Origin of the sequence: Xanthomonas sp. SHU 199, assembly GCF_000364665.1 — a bacterium.
Taxonomy (GTDB): Bacteria; Pseudomonadota; Gammaproteobacteria; order Xanthomonadales; family Xanthomonadaceae; genus Xanthomonas_A; species Xanthomonas_A sontii.
Window position 1 is genome coordinate 15,802 of sequence record NZ_AQOI01000665.1, and the last position, 24,370, is coordinate 40,171.

A 24,370-nucleotide genomic window follows, 5' to 3' on the forward strand; every position below is an offset into this window, starting at 1 on the left:
GATACCATGCTTGGCATGTCCGCCCGGGGATGGCCGGACGGGGGAGACGACCTGATGTCCGCAACTCGCAGCGCAGTCAAGAAAGAGCCAGTCGCGCGCAATACCAGTCAACAGGTGCCCTTCGTCTGGGAGGGTACCGACAAGCGCGGCATCAAGATGAAGGGCGAGCAGATCGCCAAGAATGCCAACTTGTTGCGCGCAGAACTGCGCCGCCAGGGCATCACGCCATCTGTGGTCAAACCCAAACCCAAGCCTCTGTTTGGCGCAGCGGGTAAAAAGATCACCCCGAAGGACATCGCCTTCTTCAGCCGTCAGATGGCAACGATGATGAAGTCGGGCGTCCCGATCGTGGGCGCACTGGAAATCATCGCCAGCGGGCACAAGAACCCGCGGATGAAGAAGATGGTCGATCAGATCCGCACCGATATCGAGGGCGGCTCCTCACTCTATGAAGCGGTCAGCAAGCATCCAGTTCAATTCGATGAGCTGTACCGCAACCTGGTCAAGGCCGGCGAAGGTGCCGGCGTACTCGAGACGGTGCTGGAGACGGTAGCCACCTACAAGGAGAACATCGAGGCCCTGAAGGGCAAGATCAAGAAGGCCTTGTTCTACCCGGCGATGGTGATGGCGGTTGCCCTGATCGTTACCTCGATCCTGCTGGTCTGGGTCGTACCGCAGTTCGAAGATGTATTCAAAGGCTTCGGTGCGGAACTGCCGGCTTTCACCCAGATGATCGTCGCGGCATCGCGCTTCATGGTGTCGTACTGGTGGATGCTGTTGCTCTTACTGATCGGCACCGTCGGCGGCTTCATCTTCGCCTACAAACGCTCGCCTGCGATGCAGCACGGAATGGACCGACTGGTGCTCAAGGTGCCGATCATCGGCGAGATCATGCACAACAGCTCGGTCGCGCGCTTCTCGCGCACCTTGGCGGTGACCTTCCGCGCCGGTGTACCGCTGGTGGAAGCGCTGGATATCGTCGCAGGCGCCACCGGAAATAGCGTCTACGAGACGGCTGTACTGCGCATGCGTGACGACGTGGCGGTCGGCTACCCGGTCAATGTGGCGATGAAGCAGACCAATCTGTTTCCGCACATGGTCATCCAGATGACCGCGATCGGCGAAGAGGCCGGCGCGCTGGATGCCATGCTGTTCAAGGTCGCCGAGTACTTCGAGCAGGAAGTGAACAATGCGGTCGATGCCTTGAGCAGCCTGATCGAGCCGTTGATCATGGTGTTCATCGGCACCATCGTCGGCGGCATGGTCATCGGCATGTACCTGCCGATCTTCAAGCTGGCCTCCGTCGTTGGATAAGCATTAATGGCATTTCTCGATCAACACCCCGGCCTCGGCTTCCCGGCCGCGGCCGGGCTCGGCCTGCTGGTGGGCAGCTTCCTCAACGTGGTCATCCTGCGCATGCCCAGGCGCATGGAATGGCAGTGGAAGCGCGATTCGCGCGAGATCCTGGAGCTGCCGGACATCTACGATCCGCCGCCGCCCGGCATCGTGGTGGAGCCGTCGCACTGCCCGCACTGCAAGCACAAGCTGGCCTGGTTCGAGAACATCCCGCTGTTCAGCTGGCTGGCGCTGCGCGGCAAGTGCCGCTACTGCCATGCGCCGATCTCGCCGCAGTACCCGCTGGTGGAGCTGCTCACCAGCCTGCTGGTGGTCGCCAGCGTGTGGCGCTTCGGTTTCGGCTGGCAGGGCTTCGGCGCGATCGTGTTCAGTTGTTTCCTGGTGGCATTGTCCGGCATCGACCTGCGCACGCGCCTGCTGCCGGACCAGTTGACCCTGCCGCTGATGTGGCTCGGCCTGATCGGCAGCATGGACAACCTGTACATGCCGGCCAAACCCGCTCTGCTCGGCGCCGCGGTCGGCTACTTCTCGCTGTGGTCGGTGTGGTGGCTGTTCAAGCAGATCACCGGCAAGGAAGGCATGGGCCATGGCGATTTCAAGCTGCTGGCCGCGATCGGCGCCTGGTGCGGCCTGAAGGGCATCCTGCCGACCATCCTGATCTCCTCCCTGGTCGGTGCGATCCTGGGTTCGCTGTGGCTGGCGGCCAAGGGCCGCGACCGCGCCACGCCGATCCCGTTCGGCCCCTATCTGGCGATCGCCGGCTGGATCACCTTCTTCTGGGGCACGGAGATCGTGGAGACCTACATGCGCTGGTCGGGACTGCGCTGACGGAGCCCAAGGCTTGACTGATTTCGTCGTCGGCCTGACCGGAGGCGTGGCCTCCGGCAAGAGCGAACTGAGCCGCCGCTTCGAGGCCAAGGGCATCGTCGTCGCCGATGCCGACCTCGCCGCGCGTGCGGTGGTCGCGCCCGGCCACCCCGCCCTGGCACAGATCGTGGCGCGGTTCGGGCCGCAGATCCTGCAGGACGATGGGCAACTCGACCGCGCCGCCTTGCGCCAGCGGATCTTCGAGGACGCAACGGCACGCCGCGACCTGGAAGCGATCACCCATCCGGCCATTCGCCGGTTGCTGCAGGAACAGTGCCGCGCGGCTGCCGGACCATACGCGATCGCCGCCATCCCGTTGTTGACCGAGGTCGGTGCGCGCACCCGCTATCCCTGGCTCGACCGGATCCTGGTGATCGACGCCCCCGAGGCGCTGCAACACGCCCGCCTGATGCAACGCGACGGCATCACCGCCGACCTGGCGCAGCGCATGCTGGCGGCCCAGGCCACCCGCGTCGCGCGCCTGGCCATCGCCGACAATGTGGTGGTCAACGACGGCGCCGCGACGGCATTGCAGGAAGCGGTGGAAAAGCTGGACGAGCAGTACCGTGCGCTGGCTGCGACCAAGGCGTCAGCGTCCTTGTAGGTAGGCGCCCTTGTTCCCGCTGGGATCAGCCGCGATCATCTTCACCGGGGGAATGCCCGGTCGCGGCTGAAGCCGCTCCTAAGCGATGGAGGAAGCGTCCTCGTCAGCCTCAGGCCGGCTTGAACCACAGTGTCGCCACCACGCCCTTGGTGGCGCCCGGACGCACGTTGACCTGCCAACCATAGAGATCGCAGAGGCGACTGACGATCGATAGGCCGATGCCGCCGCCCTGCGAATGGCCCGCGTGGGTGCCGCGGTAGCCGCGCTGGAACAGCTTGGCCGCGTCCTCCTCGCTCAGACCCGGGCCGGAATCGATCACCTGCACCGCGTCGCTCAGCACGCGCACCACCACCTGGCCTTCCTGGGTGTACTTGACGGCATTGCCGATCAGATTGCCCAGCGCCACCGACAGCGCCGCTTCCGGTGCATCGATGGTGAGGTTGCGCTCGCCTTCCAGCAGCAACTGCAGCGGCTTGCCGCCCAGTTGCGCGCGATGCGACTCGATCAACTGCTCGGCCACCTTGGCGACGTTGCTGTGGCCCTGCCCGCGCTCGTTGCGCGACAGCAGCAGCAGCGATCCGATCAGGTCGCTGCACTGCTGTTCGGCGCGCTGGATGCGCTGCAGGCGCTGCAGCACTTTCTCGTCGAGATTGGGCCGGGTCAGCAGCAGCTCGGTGGCGCCGCGGATCACCGCCAGCGGCGTGCGCAGTTCATGGCTGACGTCGGCATTGAACTCGCGGTCGCGCTGCACCACTTCGGTCAGGCGCGCCGAATAGTCGTCCAGCGCCTCGGCCAGCTGGCCGACCTCGTCGTCGGGAAAGTGCGGCGCCAGCGGCTTGGGATCGCTGCTGCCGCGATAGGCGCGCAGGCGTGCGGCCAGGTCCGACACCGGCCGCATCACCCGCGACGCCGACCACCAGCCGATCACCAGCGACAATGCGCTGAACACCAGCACCGACAGGATCAGGGTGCGCTTGAGCTGCACCTCGCCCTGCATGGTCTGGGTCATGTCATAGGCGAGGAAGAACCAGAAGTTCGGGGTCTTGCGCACCGCCACCTTGTAGGAGAACGGCTTGCCGGTTTCGTCGCGACCGGACACGTTGTGGATGCCGTCGGAGAAGTTGTACCACTCCGGCTGCTCGCGCCGCAGCGCCTCGAAGCGGTCGCTCTTGACCACCCGGCCGACCATCTGCTGCACCGGCAGATCCGGGTTCTTCGACGGATCGGAGAAGAACCGGTGCGAGTATTCGTCGATGTTGCGGTTCAGCACCACCTCGACCAGCTGGTTCTCCACGCGTGCCCGCGCCCAGTTGGTGGCGAACGCGAACAGCGCCGTCAGGCCGAAGCCCAACAGCACGAACGAGAGGATGATGCGGCTGCGGAGGCGGCGGCGGTAGCGTCCGCGCCGCCGCACCACACGCGGCAACGCAGGCGCTTCAGGCATCGGGTGCGGCGATGCGGTAGCCGATGCCGTGGCGGGTCTGGATCATCGGCACGTCGAACGGCTTGTCCACCACCGCGCGCAGACCATGGATATGCACGCGCAGGGAATCGGAATCGGGCAGTTCCTCGCCCCAGACGCGGGTTTCCAGTTCCTGCCGGGTCACCACCGCCGGCGCGGCTTCCATCAGCGCCTGCAGGATCTTCAGCGCGGTGGGATTGAGCTGCAGCAGCTTGCCCTGGCGACGCACTTCCAGCGTATCCAGGTTGTATTCCAGATCGCCGGTCTCCAGCACCCGGGTGTGCACGCCCTTGCCACGGCGCGACAGCGCGTTGAGCCGCACTTCCACTTCCTGCAGCGCGAACGGCTTGATCAGGTAGTCGTCGGCGCCGGAATCGAAGCCGGCGAGCTTGTTGTCCAACGAATCGCGCGCCGTAAGCATCAGTACCGGCGTCTGCTTGCGCGCTTCGTTGCGCAGCTTGCGGCAGACCTCGATGCCGTCCATGCCGGGCAGATTGAGATCGAGCACGATCGCATCGAACTCGTGCACCACCGCCAGGTGCAGACCGGTGACGCCATCGGCGGCGAAATCGACGGTATGACCGCGATCCTCGAGGTAGTCGCCGAGATTGGCAGCGATGTCGCTGTTGTCTTCGATCACTAGAATTCGCACCAACATTTACCCCGTCAGTCGTACTTGCCAGTTGGATTGCGCCGCATCAGTTCCTGCGCATCCTCGTTGTCGCGGCGGCGTTCCGCCACGGTCTTGCATTGCGTGGTGGTGCGCAGCGAACCGGTGACGGCCTCGCGCCTGCATACCATCCGGCTGTCCGCCGCCGCCTTGGTCAGCAGCGTATTCACCGTTTCCTGATCGTTGAACAACGCGACCTTCTGCTCCTCTTTCAAGGTGCCCACGTCCTGGTGGGCGTCGAGTATCGCAGCCATTCGCGCCAATGCGGCTTCGACCTTGCTGCGATCGTCAGCATTGATTTCGGAATAGGTCTTGCCGTCGTTCAATTGCTGCCGGATTGTACTGAGTTGCTGCGCGAACGCTTTCTTCACGTTCATGGGCGCCTCACCTTTGGGCGCCGCCATCGCCGTGCACGCCAGGAGCATGCCCAGCACCAAGGCCATCGATCGTTTCATCCCCTTCCCCTCGCAGATTGGACCCACCCCGCAATGTAGCCCCCGCTGAAACACCGCGGCAAGCGGGCCGCGAGAGAAGCCTGGTGGGCGATTGCCCAAGAAAAAGACCCAGGCAGCGGGGCTGCCTGGGCCGAAAGTTTTTCTATCCCGATTACCGTTCCTGCTGAGGAGGGCAGAGCTGCGGTCCGGGGAAGCTTACGCAGGGCGGAATTAAACCGGTGTTAAGCCAGAACGAACGGCCAGTAATGCGACTAAGCCCCTGATTTCTTTCGTTTCAGGCAAGCTTCGAGGTGCTCGATGACCTTGCCGGCGATATCCAGCCCACAGACCGTCTCGATGCCTTCCAGGCCCGGGGTGGAGTTGACCTCCAGCACCAGCGGCCCGCGCTTGGAGCGAATCAGATCGACGCCGGCCACACCCAGGCCCAGCGCCTTGGCCGAGCGTACCGCGACCTCCTGCTCGCCACGGCTGGCCGCGGTCTTCTCGGCGGTGCCGCCCAGATGAAGGTTGGAGCGGAAGTCGCCCTCCGGCGCGGTGCGGCGCATCGCCGCCACCACCTGGTTGCCGACCACGAAGCAGCGCAGGTCGGCGCCCTCGGCCTCGCCGATGAACTCCTGCACCAGGAAATTGGCATACAGCCCGCGCAGCGCCTCGACCACGCCGCGCGAGGCGCTGGCCTTCTCGGTCAGGATCACCCCGGTGCCCTGGGTGCCCTCGTTCAACTTCACCACGTGCGGCGGCGGGCCGAGCATGGACAGCAGATCGCCGGTGTCGTCCGGGTTGTCGCCGAACACGGTCATCGGCATGTCGATGCCCTTGGCCGCCAGCAGTTGATGCGCGCGCAGCTTGTCGCGGGCGCGCAGGATCGCGTCGGACGGGTTGGGCGTGCAGACGCCCATCATCTCCAGTTGCCGCAGCACCGCGGTGCCGTAGCGGGTCACCGAATTGCCGATGCGCGGGATCACTGCGTCGTAGCCGGTGATCGGCTTGCCCTTGTAATGCATGGTGAAAGCGCCGGCGGCGATGCGCATGTAGCAGCGCAGCGGGTCCAGCACGCGCACCGTGTGCCCGCGTTCGCGGCCGGCCTCGACCAGGCGCCGGGTCGAGTACAGCTTGGTATTGCGGGACAGGATGGCAAGCTTCATCGAAGGCGGCGGCGGTGGCTGGCCCGGCATCATACGTCGCGCGACCGGCGCCGCGATGCCGCGCGTCGCCGCCGCCCGCGCGGCAAGGCCGGGATCGGCGGTGACCGCCATCACCCACGTTCCGCGTGCTGTCCCACAGCCGACATCGGACCGCCCCGAAACGTTCACAAAACCGTTGCATCGTGGCGGGCGGGCCGCGTACCGGCCCGGTGCCGGCTGCCCGCGCCCCGCGCGGCAGGACCGGAACGTCTCCCCCTCTTGATTGGTGACTTTCGATGACCCCCACTTCCAGATCCTTGCGCCCGCACGCGCTGGTGCTCGCCGTCGCGTCCGCCCTGCCGGCCTTCGCCGCGCTGGCCGAGACCGCGCCGGCCGCCGCCACCGCAATCGCCGATGCGGCGGCCAGCGCGAGCGGCAACGATGCCACCATGCTCGACGCGATCACCGTCGTGTCCAGCGGCACCACCCGCCAGGTGCAGCGCATCACCCGTGAGGACATCGGAATCGCCGCCCCCGGCACCAGCGCTCTGAAGGTGCTGGACAAGCTGCCCGGCGTGCAGTTCCAGTCGGCCGACCCGTTCGGCGCCTACGAATGGTCCACCGCGATCAGCCTGCACGGGTTCGACCAGAGCCGCCTCGGCTTCACCCTGGACGGCGTGCCGCTGGGCAACATGAGCTACGGCGTCACCGATGGCCTGCAGGTGACCCGCGCGATCATTTCCGAGAACGTGGCATCGGTGGAGCTGGCGCAGGGCGCCGGCGGCCTGGGCACGCCGTCGAGCAGCAACCTCGGCGGCACCGTGCGCTACTACTCCGCCGATCCGGATGCCGACGCCGGCTTCCGCTTCAGCCAGACCCTCGGCTCCGACAGCACCCGCCGCACCTACCTGCGCGGCGACACCGGCGACATCCACGGCTTCTCGCTGTACACCTCGCTGGTGCACGGCGAAATGGACAAGTGGAAGGGCTACGGCAACAACGAGTACAACCAGGCCAACGCCAAGGCGCTGTACCAGTGGGGCGACGGCAACCGGGTCAGCCTGTACCTGGACAGCTCGCACCGCAAGGAATACGACATCATGGACCTGTCGCTGACCTCGCAGCGGGTCCTCGGCTGGGACTGGGACTACCTGATGCCGGACTGGAACAGCGCGGTGCAGATCGCCAACGCGCTCAACGGCAAGGGCAGCTACCCGGCCAGCCTCAACGGCCTGCCGGCCGACTACGACAAGGCCGACGCGTCCTACTACTCCGGCGCCGGCCTGCGCCGCGACAACCTGGCCGCGCTCAGCGGCACGTTCAACCTCGGCGGCAGCGCCACGCTGAACCTGACCGGCTACTACCACGACAACAACGGCGAAGGCCAGTGGACCACGCCGTACGTCGCGTCCTCGCCCAGCGTGCCGCTGTCGATGCGCACCACCGACTACCGCCTCAACCGCCATGGCGTCACCGGCTCGCTGAACTTCACCGTGGCAGGCAACGAGATCGAGATCGGCGGCTGGTACCAGAACGCCAAGACCGTGCAGGAGCGCAACTACTTCCTGCTCGACGGCCCGTTCACCGACCTGTACTACTTCAACAAGAACGGCACCCTGTTCGCGCGCGGCTTCGCCCAGCACTACGATACCGACACGACCATGGTCTACGCGCAGGACACGCTGCGCCTGATGGACGAGCGCCTGACCCTGAACTTCGGCGCCAAGAAGCTGATCGTCGACACCACCGCGCAGTCGCAGGTGCCGTCCGCGTCCAATGCCGCCGGCGAGATCAAGGCCGACTCGGACCTGCTGCCGCAGGTCGGCATCAACTACAAGATCGACGATCACCAGGAGGTCTACGCCTCCTACAACAAGAACATGGCCGGCTTCGGCTTCACCCCGTTCCAGGAATCGCAGGCCGCGTTCAATGCGATCAAGGGCTCGCTGGAGCCGGAGACCGCGCAGACCTACGAACTGGGTTACCGCGTGCGCGGCGCCGGCGTGGAAGCGTCGCTGGCCCTGTACCACACCACCTTCGACGACCGCCTGCTGGTGACCTCGCCGTGCAGCGCGATCCAGACCTGCTCGGCCACGCTCAACAACGTCGGTTCGGTGCGTAGCCAGGGTGCCGACCTGGCGGTGATCTGGCGTCCGATCGAACAGCTGCGCTGGCTGAACTCGCTGTCCTATGACGACTCGACCTACCAGGACGACTACCTCAACGGCGGCGTGGTGGCGACCTCCGGCAAGCGCGTGGTCGGCATCCCCGAGTGGATGTTCTCCAGCAGCCTGGCCTACGAAAACGCCGGCTGGCACGCCTCGCTGGACGGCAAGTACACCGGCCGCCGCTACATCAGCTACCTCAACGACTCGTCGGTGCCCAGCTACTGGCGCTTCGACCTCAGCGCCGGCTACGACTTCGGCCAGGTCGGCATGTTCCAGAACCTGGGCCTGAGCGCGAACGTCACCAACCTGTTCGACAAGCGCTACTTCGCCACCGTCGGCACCAACGGCTACGTCGTCTCCGACCCCAACGGCTACAACCAGACGCTGATGGCCGGTGCGCCGCGCCAGTTCTTCGTCACCTTCAGCGGCAAGTTCTGAGCCGACGCGACACTGTCAGGGAAGGCATCACGCGCCGCCGCTGCTCTTGCAGCGGCGGCGTTTGCGTTTTGGGAGCGAGGCGAACTTGCAGGGCACGGGGATCGCCATGCAGCATTGGCCGTCGTTTCAGAATCGCATGCGCTCGAAAGGATCGCGACTGAATCTGCCGCCAGCGCCGGCGCATCGCCGGGCGTCATGCGCACCCGCTGTCAGCGACGTCGAAGGCCGTCCCCATCCTTGTGGGAGGGACTTCAGTCCCGACTGCAACAGGGTCAAAGCGCCAATGGCCTCGCTTAGTGAACCCGGATCACAGTGACTTCTACAGCGGCCACATTACCTATAGGTCCTGCTCCGGCAACATCCGTGCTCAGCCAGAAACTGGCCACGCATCAGAGCGCCAGTGCAGCCACTACGCGTCGACCGCGCGGCCGATCGCCGGATCGCTCATGCTCGGCCGGCCGGTCTCGATGTGCCCGGCCAGGCGCCGCCGCCACTGCGGCAAAGTCGCGCTGTCGATGGTCAGGTCATACCAGTGGTGCTGTGCCTGCAGCGGCAGACGCAGGACGGTGCGATCACCGGCAGCGAGCGTGATCGCCTGCTCGCCACCATCGCCGCGATACCCGTCGCGCACGCGCAACGCGCAGGGCTGCTCACCGGCATTGACCAGCGTCAGCAGCAAGCATTGCGCGACGGCATCGTAGTCGGCCTCGGCCTGCAGACCGGCATCGCCGATCCCGTCGCCATGGAACTCGCGCAGGAACCCATTGGGCCCGTGCACGCGCAACGCGTAGCCGGCATCGGCGGCAGCGCCGCGCCAGGGGCGCGCATCCTGCAGCTCGCTGCCGGCGGCCAGTGTGTAGAACCAGGGCCCGGCCACACCCTCGTCGGCATAGGTATTGAGCGCAACGCCGGCCGTGCCGCGGTTGCGCATGCGCAACACGCGCGCGTCCGCCTGCACCTCTAGCCGCACATCGAAATCGTACGGCAACGCGCGTGCCGGGCGCTGCCCGGGCTCCTGCACCGGCAGCGCCTGCTGGGCAGGGCGCTGTGGCGGCGGCAGCGTCGCGGTGGCATCGATGCGGGCGATGTAGTCGCGGGTATCCGGCAAGGCAACCGGCGCCGAATCGTGGCCGACGAAGTCCAGCGTGGAGGTCAGATCGCCGGCAACCGCGCGGCGCCAGGGATTGATGTTCGGCTCCATCACGCCGAAACGCTGCTCCAGGAAGCGCAGCACCGAGGTGTGGTCGAACACCTGCGAGTTCACCCAGCCGCCGCGGCTCCACGGCGACACCACCAGCATCGGCACCCGCGGCCCCAGCCCGACCGGCACGCCGTGATAGTCCTCGCCATGCAGGTCCACGTTGCTGGCGCCCAGCTCCGGCCGGATCGCCGGCAACGCCGGCGGCACGTGGTCGAAGAAGCCGTCGTTCTCGTCGTAGTTGATCAGGAACACCGTCTTCGACCAGACCTCCGGCGAAGCGGCCAGCACCTCCAGCAGCCGCGCGCTCAAGGATTCGCCATAGGCCGGGGTGGCCTCGGGATGCTCGCTGAGCAGGTACGGCGCGACGATCCACGACACCTGCGGCAGCGTGCCGGCGCGCACGTCGCGCTCGAACGCGGCCACCAGGTGTTCGCCGCGCGAGGCCTTGGCGTTGTCGGCGGTGGAGCCAGGCACGATGGCGCGGCCGCGGCGGTACAACGGCGACGCGCGGTCCAGCTTGCGAAAGTTGGCGAAGTACGGATGGCTGTTGTCGCCGTAGTTGTCGAACTCCTGATAGACCTGCCAACTGATGCCGGCCTGCTGCAGGCGCTCGGAGTAGGTGCTCCAGGTGTAGCCGGGAAAGCGCGGATTGTCGCGCGCCATGTCCCCGGTCCAGTTGCCGTCGTCGCGGTTGTTCACCGCCTGCTCGCCGTCGTTGCCGACGCTCAGGCCGCTGGTGCCGGTGAACATGTACATGCGATTGGGATTGGTCGGTCCGAACAGCGAGGCGTGGTAGCCGTCGCAAAGGGTGAAGGCGTCGGCCAGCGCGTAGTAGAACGGCAGGTCCTCGCGCTGGAAGTGGCCCATGCTCATCGCGCTCTTCTGCGCGATCCAGGCATCGTGGTGCTTCCAGGTCTCGTGCGAGCCCTTCCAGTCGTGGTTGAGATCCTTCATCCACTGCGCGCTGCTGGTCTGGCTGTTGAGCCGGAACGGCAATACATAGCGGTCGCTGCCCTTGCGCTCGGGCTGGTACCAGACCGACTTGCCGCTGGGCAGCCGCAGCGGCCGCGGATCGCCATAGCCGCGCACCCCGCGCAGGCAGCCGAAGTAATGATCGAAGGAGCGGTTCTCCTGCATCAGGATCACCACATGCTGCACGTCCTGCAGCGTGCCGGTGACCCGCGCCGGCGGCACCGCCAGCGCGCTGCGGATGACGCCCGGCAACAGCGGCATGGTCGCGCCAGCCCCGAGGACCATGGACGTGCGGGTAAGAAAACGACGACGGCTGTGATCGACCACGAGAAGCAACACCGGCAACGAGCGAACGCTCAGGCGTCGGCCAGCCTAAGGCTGATCGATGAAGAGGGTTTGACAGCGACTTCCTCGCTGCGACAGGCGTAGTCCGGCTCAGGGTCTTCGAACAGGACTGCGCAGCACGACGCGACCACATCGACAACGTGTGGAAGCGCGGCCAGGAAAGGAGTAGAAATTGCGGAGCGAACTCGGTATTGCAGCGCTCAGCAAGCGCGAAAGCGCTTGCAACAGATAGAGCAGACGATGGGAACCGAATCCAACTCACCCCAACCCATTGATTCGCTTAATTTTTAGGCAGCCAAGGGACCCAAAAGGACACCTCAAACGCTACCTGACTCTACAAGGGCGCAAGCAGCCCCTCAAGCGAGCAGGTTTACCGATTAATTGCTGCCTTAGGTGGAACACAGGCCCATACGGGGACTTTCTTACGACGAACCAACGCCGCACGGCACCACAAGGTAAGCCGTCACCCGATTGGGTCTACTGAGGTAGACAATTTGCCAGCGCTCTGCTTCTTGCTTTGCAAGCTACCGGCTCAGTAGAGCAAAGTCTTTGTCGAACCGCAGGGGGGCTGCGGCGGGAACCGCAGAGAACATGAACAGCCTCAGGGTTGCGCTTGATCGGCGCTTATTCAGCGACGACGTGGTCGTTCGAACTGTTCATCGCTACACCGCTCTTTTGGGTGTTGAAATCCTCAGCACTGATACCGCGTTGGGTGTGGTTCTTACACCGCTTGACGGAAATGAGTTGCCACCAGATTTGAAGGCCCGATTCATGAACGATGCGCTCGATGAGCGTCTTCGTGAATCTGTCCGTATCGAGACTGCTCAACTCCAGCGAGACCTCATCCAGGCTGCTCTTCGCGAGGCACAGCCTCTAAAGCCGCTGCTATCCCTATGAAGTTTCGGCCTCCTCACGCATTTACAGGCAAAGCCGCACCCTACCGCCTTTTGCCTCTTCGCTTCCGTCGCTTGCCCTGGGATCCAAAGCGCGTCTTCGTATCTTCCTTGGCAGGAGATTGGATGACGATGGAGCATTCCCTTTTCAGGCGCCTTGTTGAGCACGATCTCCCGCTTGACCATCCGGCCCTACCCGACCTGCAAGCCAGGCACATGGTTGTGCTTGACCAAGATCGAAGCTCTCTCGCGCCGGTCATCAGCCAGTTTCGCACTCGCAAGTCTTATCTCTTTGATGGACCAGCCCTCCACATCTTCGTCGTCTCTTTGCGCTGCCACCACACCTGCAACTATTGCCAAGTGTCTCGCCAGCAAACGAGCGCAACTCAGTTTGACATGAGCGGGCAAGCGGCTGCTTTAGCAGTCGACCGACTCTTCGAGTGGCCAAGCCCCGAATTGACCATCGAGTTCCAAGGTGGCGAGCCTCTGCTTCACTTCGATCAAGTCCGCTCGCTCACTGAACAAATAGTTGCTCGAAATGTGCAAGAAAAAAGGGCATTGCGTTTTGTCCTTGCCTCAACACTGCATGATCTCACCGATAGTCAACTTAGCTTCTTCAAGGAGCATCGCTTCAAACTTTCGACATCGTTGGATGGGCCGGAGTGGCTGCACAATGCCAATCGTCCTCGCCCGGAGCGCGATAGCTATCGCCGAACGGTCGACGGGATTGAGCGGGGGCGCGCTGCGCTAGGTGACGATGCGGTTTCTGCACTGACGACCCTGACTAAGCGCAGTCTCGAAGTGCCAAGGGCAATCATCGATGAATACCGCAAGCTTGGCTTTCACTCGATCTCTCTCCGGCCATTGAGCCCATACGGCTTTGCGGTCAAAACGCGCCATCGCAACGGCTATTCGATGAGCGCTTTCTTAGACTTCTACGCTCAAGCCTTGGACTACCTGATCGACATCAATTGCGGCGGTTTTCAGATGGAGGAAACCTATGCCAGCTTGCTGCTATCCCAGCTTCTAGGCTCATTTGCCCATGGCTATGTGGATCTTCGTTCACCCACCGGGGCGGGGTTCGGAGCAGTGATTTACGACTACGATGGACAAGCCTACCCATCCGATGAAGCACGAATGCTTGCTTCCATGGGTAACCCACGCTTTTCGCTTGGCCGAGTCGACCAGAGCGTTACAGATTGGTTGAAGTCGCCTGCCATGATGCAACTTATGGCAGGCGGCGTTGCAGAAGCACTTCCAACTTGTAGCGACTGTGCCTATGTGCCGCTTTGCGGCGCCGACCCTGTCGATCACTTCGCGCGCCAAGGCGATACGATTGGCCACCGCCCGACAAGCGACTTCTGTCAGCGTCAAATCGGCCTGTTTGATCTGCTCTTGAAACGATATGAGCAAGCAAGCCAGGAAGAACGCGCGGTGCTGGAACAATGGGCAATCCAATCAACGCCTTCGGAAGATGCCAAGGGTGGGCTTCATGCTGCCGCTTGACACAAAGGCAACCATCTCGGGTCACGCTCAACCACATCTGCTCAAAGTAGCGGGCTTAGAAGAGATTGCCAATGCGAACCACCCCATCGAGAGGATGGCGCTGGATCTTCGCATGATCCCGCCGCATGCACTATCTTCAAACCTGATCGATCTGCCTTGGGCAGGCTTTGTGACTGAGGCGGGCAAGCCGATAGTATCCGGGCGAGTTTCGATTGCAATGCATGGGGACCCGGCCATTGTGCGTCCAGGTGATGTCATCGAGCTTGATCCTTTACGACAAAAGGTCGCTATTCGCTATCGTCGAGGTGCCAAAGGAAATGTGCTTTTCACGACTGAGCGGTGCAACAGCTTTTGTCTGATGTGCTCTCAACCTCCTCGACAGGTTCAAGATGACTGGCGGGTTGAACATCTTTGCGAACTCATTGAGTTGATTGACCGTTCTGAGTCATCGCTTGCCATCAGTGGTGGAGAGCCGACGCTGCTTGGCGCAGGCCTTCGACGAGTGATTGAAAAATGCAAGGATTCTCTTCCTGAAACCCAGCTCCATGTTCTTTCAAATGGCCGCTTACTGAGCAATCAGGCCTTGACCTCCTCATTTGAAGGCCTGACACCGCGTCTGAGCTGGGGCGTACCGCTCTATGGCGATCACTACGCGCTTCATGACTATGTGGTTCAAAGTGAGGGCGCGTTCGCCCAGACCGTTCGAGGTCTCTACGCTTTGGAAGCAGCAAAGCAGCGTGTGGAAGTCAGAGTGGTCTTAGTCAAGCCTTCTTTTGAGCGTTTGCGGCAAATCACGCGCTTCATCTTGCGCAATCTCTCGTTCGTTGAGCATGTCGCTTTGATGGGTATTGAGCCCGTCGGATTTGCCAAGGCTCATTACGAAGCGCTGTGGGCTGATCCGTTTGACTATGCTGATACGCTCACCGCGTCCACCCAAGCGCTGAGTCAGGCAGGCATGGCCGTTTCGCTTTACAACCTTCCACTCTGCGCCATTCCAAAAGATCTTTGGCCGTTTGCCAAGCGCAGCATCTCTAACTGGAAGAATGACTACTTGGAAAGTTGCTCCGCTTGCTTTGTCAAAGATCAGTGTGGCGGCTTCTTCTCTTGGGTGACGCCCCAATGGACCAGTCGCGCCGTTAATCCCATCAAGGAAGTCCAATGTCTAATGCATTAGTCCTCGCAGGCTCAACGCTTGGTGCTTTCAGCACAGAGCCGCCCCAAACACCCGTGGGCCTGAACGATCTGGTGGAGATGGACGGCAAATATGCAACGGTGTTGAGTTCGCCCCTGAATGAGGGGCGGCACAACCTGTATGCGGGACATCGATCTCATAGTTCCCACAGTTCACATAGCTCCCATAGCTCCCACTCTTCCGGGTCGGGTAGCTCGTATCGCTCTTACACGCCTGCGCCGACTTACACCGCCCCCTCGACTTACAGCGCACCTGCAACACTTTCGCCAAGTCGTGACACCACGCCGAACAGTTCAGGTTCTCTCAATACTGTCCGACCTTTGCCCTCCACGCTTACACAGACGCCGAAACGGAGCGAGAACGATCTCAAACTTTTGATCATGCGCGTGCAAGCGGCATTGTTTGCCCGTAGTTATGATCCAGGTGCCATCGACGGCGTCATGAACGGTCAAACACAAGCCGCTTTGCGCTCGTTTCAACGAGATCACGGCCTCTCCGCGACCGGAACAATGACCACCGAGACACTTACCGCTCTGAGCGTTCGGATCTGAATCTAGCTCTTTTCGGCAATTCGATGAATCGTCCGCTCTGAGGATCTGTAAGATCCACGAGGTAGACCCCCCGTTTCACGGACTCTGCTTTGGGAGGCCAAACCGTGCCATCTGGCCAATACACCCCGCTTCCCCCACCCCCGTAGCGCCGTTCTTCACCAAGCTCCTTGAAGCTACCCTCACTTACCCCAGCAACGGCCACCACGACAATAGGCGTGCCTAAGGCTTTGGCCCATGCTGATAGGGGTTCAGTCCAATAAGGCTCCCGCAAATCCGCGCCGAAGGTAGGCACGATGATCGGGCAGCCTTTACTCACCCCTAGGTTCAGTGCCTCAGCCATCATCTTGGCTGTTTGACCCTTGGCCTTATTCCAAGGCTCACAGACGTCTGAGCAAATCATTGGGAAAAGGCGGCGGCGCCCCAAGCTCCACATCTTCGCGCGCTCACCAACAATGCCTTCTTTCCGCCAAGGAACGCGCTTGAAATAGAAATCGAGACTGAGCCTGCCTTTAGTCAGAAAAATGCTGTTGCGGCGAATTTCGCCTTCGCTAACATAGCCACCGGCCACAAAGGAGACTCTGGAATTCACCTGCTCAAGAAGAGCCTTTGCTTCTTCAATCGTAAGATCGACTGCCCTTCCTGCGAAGGGGTAGTGCTCTGGAAATACAGCAAGATCGACTTTGGCAGCAAGATCCAGGACACCTAACAGCTTCCCCACTTCTTCGGGAATAGCCTTCCTTGCTTGTGTCATACTTTCAACTTCCCATGCGCACAATTGGAATAGTGCAATCTTCATTGATCACTTCCTTCTGCCTGCCAGAGATCCAGTGGCAGATCATTAAAAAACGGCAGAACGCGGCTCAGACTAATGAGTTGATCGTGCAGTCATGGCTACTGACTGATAGCCAGGTTAGCACTCCAATATATTCAAGCAATGAGGCGCATCTTTCAAGCCATATTTATCCGGCCTCCAAACCAAAAGATCGCCACGAACGGATCCCACATATTTTCTCAAATTTTTTTATGCCAAAGCACTTGACAAAGCTCTTTTACGCTTCAGGCTGAATGCATCGGCAACAAAACACCGATTGACGTTGTGAGCAGTGATGCCCACTTGCCCCATGCGCGGGGCTTTACATTTAAGATTTCGACAACGTTTAGTCGGCTTAGAAAGTAAAAGCCACTCATCAGAGTGCATTGAATCATTCAGCGCCGTTTGCGCGGATCAAAAAAGTGCTCCGGGAAAAAGGAGCATTTTTTCTTACTCTCTTTATTTTAATCTTGCTGCCTCAGACATAGAAACCACGCACTATCTCGTGCTGGACGCGGGTAAACTTGAAAAGCCCCGTCAACTAGAAAAACTCGAACACCTTGATCACACTCTGCCCGAACAGATCAGTGCCAAGGTCACCGAGCTTGGTCAACGGCACGAGGGCTCAGGCAAAGCAAATGTCAGATGCGCACGCCGGGAAAGCTATCGGATCGAAGATCGCCCTCAACTGGTCGTCGGTGAAGGGCTCGCCCGTGTCGTCGGCGTCAGGCATGGCAATCGCCCGGATACCCGCCAAGGGACTGGTCGTGAGAAGCCCCGCCGACACGGACTACACGAAGAACACAGACAAGCGCTGACGGTGCTTGGCAACCGTCCAGGCGGCAGGCTCGGGAACTTGATTGGCTTGGGCAAGCGCCACCACCTCCATGCCCGCAAATCAACGGGAACCAAGAAGCGCACATAGCGACCTGACGGCCAATGCAGCAAGAGGGGTTTTGGCAAAAACGATACCTGAAACGATACCTTGGGATGTCGTTCGAGGCGGTCTTCAGTCGGGAGGAATAGTCAGCGCGGTCAACAACTTAGCGCTAGCATTTGCGAGACTGGAGCGGGCGATGGGAATCGAACCCACGTCAGTAGCTTGGGAAGCTACAGCTCTACCATTGAGCTACGCCCGCGTTGCCGGTGCAGTCTATGCGCTGGGCCGGGGGTTGCGCAAGAAATCGGCGCAATGCGGCTGCAGCGCGCGGGCGATCCCGGCACTCCCAGCAGCGTGCCCTGGAAATGCAGAAGGGCTTCAGTCCCGACGGCTCGAGATCAGAGGCGTCGGGGCTGAAGCCCCTCCCACAACTGGCATCCAATGCCGTTGGTTTACGTCACCCCATCTGCCCCACCCTGCCCGGCACACAGCCGGGCAAGGCAGGCAACGTCGGGCAGTGCTTAGAAGCTGCCGCCGAAGTTCACGAACAGCGAGGTGTCGTGCGCGCGCGACTGGCCGGTGGTGGTGGCGAGGCCTACGTTGCTCTCGAAGCCCCACAGCTTGGTCCGCGCGCCCAGCACCACCGACGCGTAGTTGCGGTCGAAGTTGATGCCCGGCACCGCGTACTCGCCCAGGTCGGACATGGTCTGCAGCCACGCGGTGGCTTCCTGGTTCTTCTTGAACTCGTGGTCGTAGGTGGCCTGCAGGTACGGCTTCACCGTGCCGGCATCGATGCTGGCCTTCCAGCCGATGCGGCCGACCATCGACTCAACGTCGCGGTCGCTGTAGCCCAGCGCGCTGGAGTTCGGGTTGCTCTCGGTGTAGCCGTCGAGCTTGACTTTCTGCCAGATCGCCGCGGCCACCGGGCCGTGCTTGAAGCTGCCTTCGCCGAACTCGTAGCCGCCCTGCAGCGCCGCGGTCAGGTTGCTGCCGTCCGGCGAGCCCTTGTGCTCGATGGTGGCCGGGCCGAGGTTGACCTTGCGGGTGACGTCGTAGCTCAGCCAGGTGTAGCTGACCTGGGCGTTGACCCAGGCATGCTCGCCGTACCAGCCGGCGAAGCCGCCGAGGGTGCTGTCGTCCTGGGTGTAGTCGCCGCCGCGGTTGCCGAAGTCAGCATCGGTGCGACCGAAGCCGCCGAAGCCGCCGAACACCCACTCGCCACGCGACCAGTCCACGCCGAACAGACCGGCCGGGGCCATGCCGTCGTACAGGTCGCCGTGCTGGTAGCGCTGCATGTCGCCGCGCAGGTTGCCCCACCAGCGCACGCCATCCGCTTCCGGGCGACCGTCGACGTGCCAGGCGACCTGGTCGGCGCGCGAGCGGCCGACCATCTGCGCCGAGTGCGTCAGGATCTGCTGGGTGCGCGGGCCTTCCAGGATCGACAGCGCGTACTGCGCCAGCAGTTCGTGGGTGCGGCCGGTCGGGTGCACGCCGTCGGCGAACACGTAGGTGTCGGCGGCATCGGCGCTGACGTAGCTGGTCGGGTTGCAGGTCAGCGACTGCGCGGTGATCTGCGGCTGGCAGGCGGTGCCGGTGACGTTGGTGAAGCCGTAGGCGCCCGGGTTGGCCACTACTTCCTGCAGCAGGTGGAAGGTATCGACCGGAATCACCCGCAGCCCGGCGCTCTTGAGGCCGGAGAACAGCGCGGTGTTGTAGGCGGTGGCGAGCGCGGTGCCCTGCGCCATCGCCGCGGCGCCGCCGGCGCGGAAGCGCGGGGTGATGCCGACGTCGGGCAGGTTGTTGACCATGACGTAGCGCGCACCGGCGTTCTGCAGGCTGGCGACGATGCCCACTTCGGCGGTCACGGCATTGCCGATGGTGGCCTGCACCGGCGCACCGCCGGCGATGGCGAACAGATCGTTGGCACCGCCCCACACCGAATACAGCGCGTTCGGGTCGGCCTTGCCGCCGTTGGCGGCCAGGTAGTTGCTGGCCTGGGTCGCAAGCGACGGCGCCACGCCCAGCGCGCTCGGGTTGGCCACGCCGACACGGGCATTGCCGGCGGCATAGTCGTCGCCGATCTGGCCGTTGCCGTTGGCGGCGGCGTTGGTGCCGTAGTACTCGGCCACGTACTGCGCCCAGACGAAGTCGGGGTTGGTGGTGAACTGGCCGGTCACCGCACGCACCGAGGCCGGCAGCAGCGGACGGTAGTAGCCCGCGTCGGTCAGGCTGTCGCCGAAGAACACGGTGCGGCTATAGGTGGACTGCGCGAACGCAGGCGCGGCGGCGAGCACGATCGCGGCGGCGAGCAGCGAGCGGAGCGGACGGATGGACGAAGTCATGGAAGCCCTCCCGGGCAGAAATGGAACACGAGAAATGCAGCGAAACGGGGGAGCGGCCGCACCATACGTAGCCGCATGGCCGACATCATTCCACCTCTGCCGGACACGCTCACGTTGCACTGCCGCAAGATTGCGACTCGCACGCCCACGGCGCGCATTGCACAATGATGGCATGAACATCGAATTGAACGGCAGACAATGCGCGCTGGCGCCGGCCACCACCGTGGCCGCGCTGCTGCAGGCCGAAGGGCTGGGCCAGCGGCGCGTGGCGGTCGAGGTCAACGGCGAGATCGTGCCGCGCGGCGCGCATGCCGAGCACGAACTGCACGCCGGCGACCGGGTCGAGATCGTGCACGCGCTGGGCGGCGGCTGAATCTCACCGCCGCGCGCAGGTGCGCGGGCTCGGCAGGGCCGGTGCGATGGGCGATAATCCGCCGATGAACGCTCCCGCCCCCCACGATGCGCTGGTGATCGCCGGCAAACCCTACCGTTCGCGCCTGCTCACCGGCACCGGCAAGTTCGCCGATCTCGAACAGACCCGCCTGGCCACCGAGGCCGCCGCTGCGCAGATCGTCACCGTGGCGATCCGCCGCAGCAACATCGGCCAGAATCCGGGCGAGCCCAACCTGCTCGACGTGCTGCCGCCGGAGCAGTACACCATCCTGCCCAACACCGCCGGCTGCTACACCGCCGAGGACGCGGTGCGCACCTGCCGGCTGGCGCGCGAACTGCTCGACGGCCACAACCTGACCAAGCTGGAAGTGCTGGGCGACCAGCGCACCCTGTTCCCGGACGTGGTGCAGACCCTCAAGGCCGCGGAAATCCTGGTCGCCGACGGCTTCGAGGTGATGGTCTATACCAGCGACGACCCGATCCTGGCCAAGCGCCTGGAAGAGATCGGCTGCGTGGCGGTGATGCCGCTGGCCGCGCCGATCGGCTCCGGCCTGGGCATCCAGAACCGCTACAACCTGCTGGAGATCATCGACAACGCCAAGGTGCCGATCATCGTCGACGCCGGCGTCGGCACCGCCTCGGACGCGGCGATCGCGATGGAGCTCGGCTGCGACGGCGTGCTGATGAACACCGCCATCGCTGGCGCGCGCAACCCCGTGCTGATGGCCAGCGCCATGCGCAAGGCGGTGGAAGCCGGCCGCGAGGCGTTCCTGGCCGGGCGCATCCCGCGCAAGCGCTACGCCAGCGCCTCCTCGCCGGTCGACGGATTGATCGGGTGAGGCCGCAGGCATGACCGATCCGTTCTCCAGCGCCGGCGCCAAGACCCCGCCGAAACCCTTCACCGTCGAGGAAGGCCATCGCCAGGTGCGCAGCTTCGTGCTGCGCCAGGGGCGCTTCACGCCGGCGCAGCAGCGCGCGTTCGATGCGCTGTGGCCGCGCTTCGGCCTGGACTACAGCGGCCAGCCGCGCGATCTGGACGCCACCTTCGGCCGCAGCGCGCCCAAGGTGCTGGAGATCGGCTTCGGCAACGGCGCCGCGCTGCGCCATGCCGCACAGCACGACCGCAGCCGCGACTACATCGGCATCGAGGTGCATGCGCCCGGCGTCGGCCGCCTGCTCAACGCCCTGGCCGAGGACGGCGCCGATCACGTGCGCCTGTACCACCACGATGCGGTGGAGGTGCTGCAGCACGAGATCGCCGACGGCAGCCTGGACGAAGTGCGCATCTACTTCCCCGACCCCTGGCACAAGAAGCGCCACAACAAGCGGCGCCTGCTGCAGCCGGCCTTCGCCGCGCTGCTGGTGCGCAAGCTGCGCGCCGGCGGCCGCCTGCACTGCGCCACCGACTGGGCCGACTACGCCGAACAGATGTGGGACGTACTCGACGCCACCCCCGGCCTAGTCAACCGCGCCGGCCCGCGCGGCCACGTCCCGCGCCCGGACTGGCGCCCGCAGACCCACTTCGAGACCCGCGGCCAGAACCTGGGGCATGGGGTGTGGGATTTGCTGTATGACCGGGAATCGGGAACGGGGAATCGGAAATCGGAAGCGGGTTCGCCTGCCGCTCCCCGATAGCGACGACCTGCGACGACCGGCCGCTTCTGCCATTCTCCATTCCCGATTCCCCATTCCCGGCCTCGCATGGATACCGCGCTGACGCTGACCACCGATATGAAGCTCGTGCTCGGGCTGGTCGGCTTCACCATGGCGATGTTCGTGTTCGAGCGGATCCGTGCCGACGTGGTGGCGCTGGTGGTGCTGGTGGTGCTCGGGGTGACCGGCCTGATCGCGCCGGAGGAGCTGTTCAGCGGCTTCTCCGGTAACGCGGTGATGAGCATCATCGCCACCACCATCCTCGGCGCCGGGCTGGAGCGCACCGGCGCGCTGAACCGGCTGGCGTCGTGGCTACTGCGCCGCGCACGCGGGGTGGAGGAGCGGCTGATGCTGCTGACCACCGCCATCGCCGGGCTCAATTCCTCGTTCATGCAGAACCCCTCGGTGATGGCGCTGTACCTGCCGGTGGCCTCGCGCCTGGCCGGGCGCACCGGGCTGACCCTGCAGCGGCTGCTGCTGCCGATCGCCGCGGCCATCGTGATGGGCGGCGCGCTGACCATGGTCGGCAACTCGCCGCTGATCCTGCTCAACGACCTGCTGCAGTCGGCCAACAACAACCTGCCCTCGGGCATGGCCACCATCGAGCCGCTGCGCATGTTCGCGCCGCTGCCGATCGGCGTGGCGCTGCTGGCGGCGTCGCTGATCTATTTCCGCGTGCGCGGCGACAAGGCGCTGGCCGAAGAAGAGCGGCTGATCAACGACGGCGTCACCCCGGCGCGCACCGAGAGCTATTTCGCCCGCACCTACGGCATCGAAGGCGACGTGTTCGAGCTGATCGTCAGCGCCGACAGCCCGCTGGTCGGCATGACCCTGGGCGAGGCCGAAACCGTGCACAACGCACCGCTGCTGCTCGCCCTGAAGACCGGCAACGACACCCGCCTGGCGCCGCCGGCGGACATGCGCATCTGGGTCGGCAGCGTGCTCGGGGTGATGGGCGCGCGCCAGCAGGTCGCCGATTTCGCGCAGAACCAGTTCCTGCGCCTGTCCTCGCGCCTGCGCAACCTCGGCGACCTGTTCAACCCCAGCCGCGCCGGCATCTCCGAGGCGGTGATCCCGCCGACCTCGCGCTTCATCGGCAAGAGCGCGGCAGAACTGCGCCTGCGCAAGCAGGCCGGGATCAGCTTGCTGGCGATCAACCGCGACAAGCAGGTGATCCGCGAGGACGTGCGCAAGGTGCCGCTGCGCGCCGGCGACATGCTGGTGTTCCACAGCATCTGGCAGGATCTGGCGCAGGCCTCGGAAAGCCGCGACTTCGTGGTGGTCACCGACTACCCCAAGGGCGAGCACCGCCCGCACAAGTTCAAGATCGCGATGACGATCTTCGCCCTGACCATCCTGATCGCGCTGACCTCCAGGCTGCCGGTGGCGCTGACCCTGATGACCGGTGTGGCCGGCATGCTGCTGACCGGCGTGCTGCGCATGGACGAGGCCTACGCGGCGATCAACTGGAAGACCGTATTCCTGATGGCCGGGCTGATCCCGCTGGGCTGGGCGATGGACAGCAGCGGCGCGGCGGCCTGGGTCGCCGGGCATACCATTGCGCGGCTACCGGAGGGCATGCCGGTGTGGGCGCTGGAGATCGCCCTGGGCCTGCTGACCACCGCGTTCTCGCTGGTGATCAGCCATGTCGGCGCGACCATCGTGATGGTGCCGATCGCGGTCAACCTGGCGCTGGCGGCCGGCGGCAATCCCACCGCGTTCGCGCTGATCGTGGCGCTGTCGGCGTCCAACAACCTGATGACCGCGTCCAATCCGGTGATCTCGATGATCACCGGCCCGGCCAACTACCAGCCGCGCGAACTGTGGCGCGTCGGCGGCCCGCTGTCGCTGGTCTACACCCTGGTGGTGGTGCTGATGGTCAACCTGATGTCGATGGGCTGGTGGCACGCGCTGTAGCGCGGCTCGTCGCAAGCACCTGCGCTGCGCGCTAAACCAGCACCACCTGCCCGTCGCGCACGTCCACCTGCACCGCATGCAGGCTCTGGCCGCGGCAGGGGCCGGACACGCACTCGCCGCCCTGCAGTTCGAACGCGGCGCCATGCGCGGCGCACACCACGTGGCCCTCGCGGCTCTTCAGGAACTGGCCCGGCGCCCAGTCCAGGCGGCGTCCAGCATGCGGGCACACGTTCAACCACGCGCGCACGGTGTCGCCCTCCCGGTACAGCAGCAGCGACTCGGATTCGCCGCCGATCAGCGCCTCGGCCTCGGCCAGTTCGCCGGAAACCAGGGCGTGCAGCGACGCCAGCACGGCAGATGATTCGGTCATGGAACGCAGCGCGGGCAGCAAGGGGTGGTCATTCTGGCATGGGCGATCGGCAGCCGTGACGCCGCACGCCCTTCACCCGGCGAGCACATGCAAGCCCCTGACCGCAAAGTGTTAATTTTTCGCTTAACGAAGTTTTCACTCCGTCACATAAAACAGCGCCGATACTGCGCGCCTTCGGTTCAAACTGAAACAGAGTTCTG

20 protein-coding genes, 1 tRNA gene and 1 pseudogene are annotated in these 24,370 nt (G+C 64.0%); 12 read left to right on the forward strand and 10 right to left on the reverse strand.

The window, feature by feature from the left end; translation table 11 throughout:
* Positions 1-54 precede the first annotated feature (54 nt).
* Genes D183_RS0119005 through coaE form a run of 3 tightly spaced genes read left to right on the forward strand, consistent with a single transcriptional unit; the run spans position 55 to position 2,827 of the window.
* Positions 55-1,314 carry a type II secretion system F family protein gene (locus D183_RS0119005; RefSeq protein ID WP_026144656.1) on the forward strand — a complete coding sequence of 420 codons (1,260 nt, stop codon included), beginning with the start codon at positions 55-57 and terminating at the stop codon, positions 1,312-1,314.
* Between the two features lie 6 nt (positions 1,315-1,320).
* Positions 1,321-2,184, forward strand: coding sequence for a prepilin peptidase (locus D183_RS0119010; protein WP_017910397.1), 864 nt, complete (start codon positions 1,321-1,323; stop codon positions 2,182-2,184).
* A gap of 13 nt (positions 2,185-2,197) precedes the next feature.
* Positions 2,198-2,827 (forward strand): dephospho-CoA kinase, encoded by a 630-nt coding sequence (gene coaE / locus D183_RS0119015; protein WP_017910398.1) that lies wholly within the window; start codon positions 2,198-2,200, stop codon positions 2,825-2,827.
* Positions 2,828-2,936: 109 nt separating this feature from the next.
* Here coaE and D183_RS0119020 read toward each other — a convergent pair whose 3' ends face one another.
* The 4 genes from D183_RS0119020 to rimK all read right to left on the reverse strand — a co-directional run bounded on the left by D183_RS0119020 (position 2,937) and on the right by rimK (position 6,559).
* A complete protein-coding gene (locus D183_RS0119020) occupies positions 2,937-4,271 on the reverse strand; it encodes a sensor histidine kinase (protein ID WP_026144657.1) in 1,335 nt (444 codons plus the stop codon).
* Positions 4,264-4,941: a response regulator transcription factor gene (locus tag D183_RS0119025; RefSeq protein WP_010340533.1), complete on the reverse strand. Its 678-nt coding sequence runs from the start codon at positions 4,939-4,941 to the stop codon at positions 4,264-4,266. Before D183_RS0119025 ends, D183_RS0119020 begins: the two co-directional genes overlap by 8 nt.
* Positions 4,942-4,955: 14 nt before the next feature.
* Positions 4,956-5,414 carry a hypothetical protein gene (locus D183_RS0119030; protein ID WP_039728712.1) on the reverse strand — a complete coding sequence of 153 codons (459 nt, stop codon included), beginning with the start codon at positions 5,412-5,414 and terminating at the stop codon, positions 4,956-4,958.
* 251 nt (positions 5,415-5,665) lie between these two features.
* On the reverse strand, positions 5,666-6,559 hold the full coding sequence (gene rimK / locus D183_RS0119035; RefSeq protein WP_026143298.1) for a 30S ribosomal protein S6--L-glutamate ligase: 894 nt from the start codon (positions 6,557-6,559) through the stop codon (positions 5,666-5,668).
* 275 nt (positions 6,560-6,834) lie between these two features.
* On the opposite strand from rimK, the gene D183_RS0119040 reads away from it, so the two are divergent.
* Positions 6,835-9,144: a TonB-dependent receptor family protein gene (locus D183_RS0119040; RefSeq protein WP_026144658.1), complete on the forward strand. Its 2,310-nt coding sequence runs from the start codon at positions 6,835-6,837 to the stop codon at positions 9,142-9,144.
* A 409-nt stretch (positions 9,145-9,553) separates the two neighbouring features.
* Here D183_RS0119040 and D183_RS0119045 read toward each other — a convergent pair whose 3' ends face one another.
* The gene (locus tag D183_RS0119045; RefSeq protein WP_081613396.1) at positions 9,554-11,602 is read right to left on the reverse strand and encodes a phosphocholine-specific phospholipase C; all 2,049 of its coding nucleotides are present in this window, start codon (positions 11,600-11,602) and stop codon (positions 9,554-9,556) included.
* Positions 11,603-12,253: 651 nt separating this feature from the next.
* Here D183_RS0119045 and D183_RS26030 point away from each other — a divergent pair.
* The 4 genes from D183_RS26030 (at position 12,254) to hxsA (ending at position 15,804) form a co-directional block, all read left to right on the forward strand.
* Complete coding sequence (locus tag D183_RS26030; protein ID WP_051067653.1) at positions 12,254-12,559, forward strand: hypothetical protein; 306 nt, start codon at positions 12,254-12,256, stop codon at positions 12,557-12,559.
* Positions 12,556-14,061: a His-Xaa-Ser system radical SAM maturase HxsB gene (gene hxsB, locus D183_RS25270; RefSeq protein WP_039728714.1), complete on the forward strand. Its 1,506-nt coding sequence runs from the start codon at positions 12,556-12,558 to the stop codon at positions 14,059-14,061. The genes D183_RS26030 and hxsB overlap by 4 nt, the downstream gene beginning before the upstream one ends.
* Positions 14,048-15,235 carry a His-Xaa-Ser system radical SAM maturase HxsC gene (hxsC, locus tag D183_RS25275; RefSeq protein ID WP_039728716.1) on the forward strand — a complete coding sequence of 396 codons (1,188 nt, stop codon included), beginning with the start codon at positions 14,048-14,050 and terminating at the stop codon, positions 15,233-15,235. Before hxsB ends, hxsC begins: the two co-directional genes overlap by 14 nt.
* 77 nt (positions 15,236-15,312) lie before the next feature.
* Positions 15,313-15,804, forward strand: coding sequence for a His-Xaa-Ser repeat protein HxsA (gene hxsA / locus D183_RS28265; protein WP_430542517.1), 492 nt, complete (start codon positions 15,313-15,315; stop codon positions 15,802-15,804).
* Here hxsA and D183_RS27580 read toward each other — a convergent pair.
* The 4 genes and pseudogenes from D183_RS27580 to D183_RS0119070 all read right to left on the reverse strand — a co-directional run bounded on the left by D183_RS27580 (position 15,779) and on the right by D183_RS0119070 (position 19,837).
* Complete coding sequence (locus D183_RS27580; RefSeq protein ID WP_157835226.1) at positions 15,779-16,600, reverse strand: hypothetical protein; 822 nt, start codon at positions 16,598-16,600, stop codon at positions 15,779-15,781. The two genes, hxsA and D183_RS27580, sit on opposite strands and share 26 nt — an antisense overlap.
* Before the next feature lie 658 nt (positions 16,601-17,258).
* A pseudogene (locus tag D183_RS28270) lies at positions 17,259-17,501 on the reverse strand (site-specific integrase); the annotation flags it as partial.
* 179 nt (positions 17,502-17,680) lie between these two features.
* Positions 17,681-17,754, reverse strand: a tRNA-Gly gene (locus tag D183_RS0119065).
* A gap of 262 nt (positions 17,755-18,016) precedes the next feature.
* Positions 18,017-19,837, reverse strand: a complete 1,821-nt coding sequence (locus tag D183_RS0119070) for an autotransporter domain-containing esterase (protein ID WP_017910408.1) — start codon at positions 19,835-19,837, stop codon at positions 18,017-18,019.
* 172 nt (positions 19,838-20,009) lie between these two features.
* Between D183_RS0119070 and thiS the strand changes: the two genes are divergently transcribed.
* From thiS to D183_RS0119090, 4 genes are all read left to right on the forward strand, one after another.
* Positions 20,010-20,210 (forward strand): sulfur carrier protein ThiS, encoded by a 201-nt coding sequence (gene thiS, locus D183_RS0119075; protein WP_017910409.1) that lies wholly within the window; start codon positions 20,010-20,012, stop codon positions 20,208-20,210.
* A gap of 64 nt (positions 20,211-20,274) precedes the next feature.
* On the forward strand, positions 20,275-21,069 hold the full coding sequence (locus D183_RS0119080; protein ID WP_017910410.1) for a thiazole synthase: 795 nt from the start codon (positions 20,275-20,277) through the stop codon (positions 21,067-21,069).
* 10 nt (positions 21,070-21,079) lie between these two features.
* Entirely contained in the window at positions 21,080-21,865 is a 786-nt protein-coding gene (gene trmB / locus D183_RS0119085; protein ID WP_017910411.1) for a tRNA (guanosine(46)-N7)-methyltransferase TrmB, read from the forward strand.
* Positions 21,866-21,931: 66 nt separating this feature from the next.
* Positions 21,932-23,800, forward strand: coding sequence for an SLC13 family permease (locus tag D183_RS0119090; protein ID WP_010341810.1), 1,869 nt, complete (start codon positions 21,932-21,934; stop codon positions 23,798-23,800).
* Positions 23,801-23,831: 31 nt separating this feature from the next.
* On the opposite strand, the gene D183_RS0119095 is transcribed toward D183_RS0119090, so the two are convergent.
* Complete coding sequence (locus D183_RS0119095; RefSeq protein ID WP_026144660.1) at positions 23,832-24,170, reverse strand: Rieske (2Fe-2S) protein; 339 nt, start codon at positions 24,168-24,170, stop codon at positions 23,832-23,834.
* Positions 24,171-24,370: the final 200 nt, after the last annotated feature.